General features: G+C 31.5%; 3 protein-coding genes. All 3 read left to right on the top strand.

Translation table 11 applies throughout. The features are described from left to right. On the top strand, positions 1 to 1,657 hold a 1,657-nt coding region (locus RMN92_RS05300; RefSeq protein WP_309608425.1), incomplete at its 5' end, for a toprim domain-containing protein. 115 nt (positions 1,658 to 1,772) lie between these two features. Next, entirely contained in the window at positions 1,773 to 2,636 is an 864-nt protein-coding gene (locus RMN92_RS05295) for a tyrosine-type recombinase/integrase (protein ID WP_309608424.1), read from the top strand. Next, positions 2,633 to 3,493: a tyrosine-type recombinase/integrase gene (locus RMN92_RS05290; protein WP_309608423.1), complete on the top strand. Its 861-nt coding sequence runs from the start codon at positions 2,633 to 2,635 to the stop codon at positions 3,491 to 3,493. The genes RMN92_RS05295 and RMN92_RS05290 overlap by 4 nt, the downstream gene beginning before the upstream one ends. Positions 3,494 to 3,682 lie beyond the last annotated feature (189 nt).

Below are 3,682 nucleotides of genomic sequence, written 5' to 3'. Positions count from 1 at the left end.
GCATTTTTATCTGAAGAACAGACAAGGAATCTATCCAAATTATCCAAATCCTGATACCAGAAAATTACTGCTTACTGAAGCTATCATCGACACGGCAAGTTTATTACAAATAGATGATATAGCTAATAATTACACACTACTTACAAGCTATGGAACCAACGGACTAAATGAAGAAATCCTAAACGCAATCAAACCCTTAAAACAGTTAGAAGAAATAATTTTCTTTTTTGACGGAGACAAAGCAGGAAACGAAGCGGTTATAAAATACGCTGAAATACTGCGAGAGTTACACCCAAAAGTAAAAATAAGCCAAGTAAAAACACCGAAAGACGAAGACATTAATAGTTTAATCCAAGGACACGAAAACGAAATTTTAATCCATCTAATCGACCAAAGAAAAGAACTACCTTTTTTATTTTCTATTGAAGAACAAATTACAGTCAAAAAAGAAATTGAAATAGAAAAAAGAGAACCAAAACTTCCAACTTCTAACTCTCAACTTCCTACTACTATTGATATTTTAAAGCAAGATAATCTACTACAACAAATCAATAAACTAATAGAACAAAGCGGAATAGTTGGAGAAGCAAACAGCCGTTTATTATTGTTCATTATTGCATCAAGCTACAAAACAAAACAGCCATTACACGCCATAGTACAAGGAAGCAGCGGCAGCGGAAAAACCCATTTAATCAGTAAAATAGCTGATTTAATCCCACAAGAAGACGTGCTTAGGTTTACAAGAATTACAGAAAGTTCTCTTTACAATTGGGGAGAATATGACCTAGTAAACAAACTATTAATTATTGAAGATTTAGACGGCTTAAAAGAAGAAGCACTTTTTGCAATGCGGGAATTAATAAGTAATCAAAAGCTATCGAGTTCGGTATCAATCAAGGATAAAAAAGGAAATATCAAGAGCGTTAAGAAAGAAGTAAAAGGCGTTTTTAGTTCCTTGAGTGCCACAACCAAAGGCGATTTGTACGAGGATAATATGAGTAGGAGTTTTTTATTAGCCGTTGATGAAAGCCAGGATCAAACCGACAAAATTATCAATTATCAAAACAAGCGCATAGCAGGAGAAATAAACGAAAATAACCAAGAGAAAGCCAAAGAACAATTACAAAAAATACTACGAGCTTTAAAAGTAGAAGAAGTACAAAATCCGTATGCTACACAAATACAATTACCTGAAAACGTACACAAAAAACGGAGATTAAATGAAATGTTCCAAAGCATTATTAAACAAATAACCATTATAAACCAATACCATAGACGAACCCAAAACAATAAATTAATCACCGAAATTACAGACGTTGAAGAAGCCGTAGAAATACTTTTTGAAAGTATAATATTGAAAATTGACGAGTTAGACGGCTCTTTGCGACAGTTTTTTGAACGGCTAAAAAAGAAGTTTAAAACAGATGATTTTACAAGGTTCGAAGCAATGGAAACTACAGGATTTAAAAAGACACAATTACAATACTATATCAATCAATTAGTACAACTGGAATACATCAAACAATTTGGACACGGCAACAAAGGATTTAAATATAGAATAGCCTATTTTGATGACATACAGAGCGTTAGAAAAAAATTAAAAGACCATTTTATAAAACAGATCCAAAACTTAAAACCGAACACTAACGAACGCTAAACGAACACCAAACGAACACTAAAAAATCTATAAAACCCTATTATATAAGCAAAAACCAAAAAAATAACTCTAGCGTTCGGTCGAAATAAAAAGTACAACCTAAAAAACATAATAAATGATACTAGATAATACAATAAACGACTTTAGAAGAGAATTATTAAACCTGGGATATAGCAAAAATGCAGTAGTAAATTATCCAAAATATGCACAAAATTTATTAAATTATATAAAAGAAGTTCCTCAAAAAATAACGGATATACATATAAAAAACTACTACGAATATCTAAAAACAAAACCAAGCAGAGTAACAAAGAAAGCCATAAGCGAAAGCCACATCTACAGCCAACTATTAGCCATTAAATTATACTTTGATTATTTAGAAAGAACCAAAATTATAAAACGAAATCCATACAATTTAAAAGTAAAACAAACTACTAAAAACGAGCGGATAGTATTTACTCAAGAAGAAATCGAATTACTCTACAAAAACACTCAAAACCTAGAAGAAAAAACAATATTGCACTTGTGTTATGGTTGTGGATTACGAAGAAGTGAAGCCCAAGACCTAAATATAAAAGATGTAAACTTTGAACAAAAACTACTATTTATTAGAAAAGGAAAAGGCAAAAAACGTAGAGTAATACCACTTACTGAAAGCATTGTACAAGACTTAAAAGATTACTTTAGTTATACAGAAATCGTTAGAAAAGAAGACGAAGAAAGTTTTTTAGTGAACATCTACGGCAGTAAAATAAAAGGCGATAATATGTATGAATTATTTAAAAGAATACTCAAAAGAACCCAAAGCCTAAAACCCGAGAACTATTGTTTGCACTCGCTTCGCCATAGTATTGCCACACACTTATTAGAAAATGAAATGAGTATAGAAATGGTTAGAGATTTTTTAGGACACAGCCAACTTAAAACCACGCAGATTTATACAAGAATTAATTTTTTAAAAACAAAGTTACAACAATGAGCATCACCGATTATTTAAGCCAAAGTTTAATGCAAAGTTCGATAGAAAGTTATGTTTACGACATCAATAAATACAAAAAGAACAATAAAAATGCAGACAAATACGACTATCAAAAAGTAATGCAGTATGTAGAAATATTAAGAAAACAACACAGTGTAAGTAATGTAAAAAGAGTAATAGCTTCTATCAAAAAGTATTATGATTATTTAATTGAAATAGGAAAACGAAAAGACAATCCAGTTAGAGCCATAAGAATACGAGACGGCAAAGAAAATCCAATCCAATTACAAGATTTATTTACAGAAAAAGAACTACAAATACTGCTTGTTCCAAGAATAGAACGCTATCCATTTTTAATTAAAAGGAACAAAATCATAATGAGTTTATTGGTTCATCAAGGTTTAAGACTTGGAGAAATAGAGAACATAAAATTAACTGATATAGATTTAGAAAAAGCCACAATACAAATACATAAAACAGGAATAACCAACGCTAGAAATCTACCTTTAAAAGCCGAACAAATCCTTTTATTGTATGAATTTATCAATCAAGATAGAAACAAACTTAAAACCTTTAGAAACGATAAAAATGCTTTATTGTTAGGTAAACTAGGAACTCCAATAAGAAAAGAAGATGTAGATTATTTAATATCAACTTATCAAAAACAATCCAAAAAGAAACTAACTTCAACAACGATACGACAAAGTGTAATAGCGAATTTATTAATCAAAAATAACGACTTACGAATAGTACAACATTTTGCAGGACACAAAAGCCCAGACACCACAGAAAAATATCGGCAAACAGGACTAAACGCTTTAAAAACGGCTATTGATAAATTGCATCCAATCAAATAAAAAAGCAAACAATGAAAAGCAATAAAGCGGTCTCCCTTCGGTCGCTTCCTTTGTTCCGCTGGGCTGTTCCAGTCGGCTAAAAAGCCTCCGTTCCACAGACCACTTGCCACCAAAAAAAAGAGCAGCCAAGAAAAATGGCAGCTCTTTTTTTGTTGTCTGCGTTCCCAGTCTTCACACGGTCGCTTCCTG

Source organism: Flavobacterium sp. (assembly GCF_031363805.1).
In the GTDB taxonomy this organism is placed as follows: Bacteria; Bacteroidota; Bacteroidia; order Flavobacteriales; family Flavobacteriaceae; genus Flavobacterium.
The sequence above is the reverse complement of the archived record's forward strand: the minus strand, read 5'-3'. Positions and strand labels throughout refer to the sequence as shown.

What these genes read in the sequence shown, in the direction of transcription:
- RMN92_RS05295 (WP_309608424.1), top strand. Translation starts at nt 1,773, where the DNA reads ATGATACTAGATAATACAATAAACGACTTTAGAAGAGAATTATTAAAC.
- RMN92_RS05290 (WP_309608423.1), top strand. Translation starts at nt 2,633, where the DNA reads ATGAGCATCACCGATTATTTAAGCCAAAGTTTAATGCAAAGTTCGATA.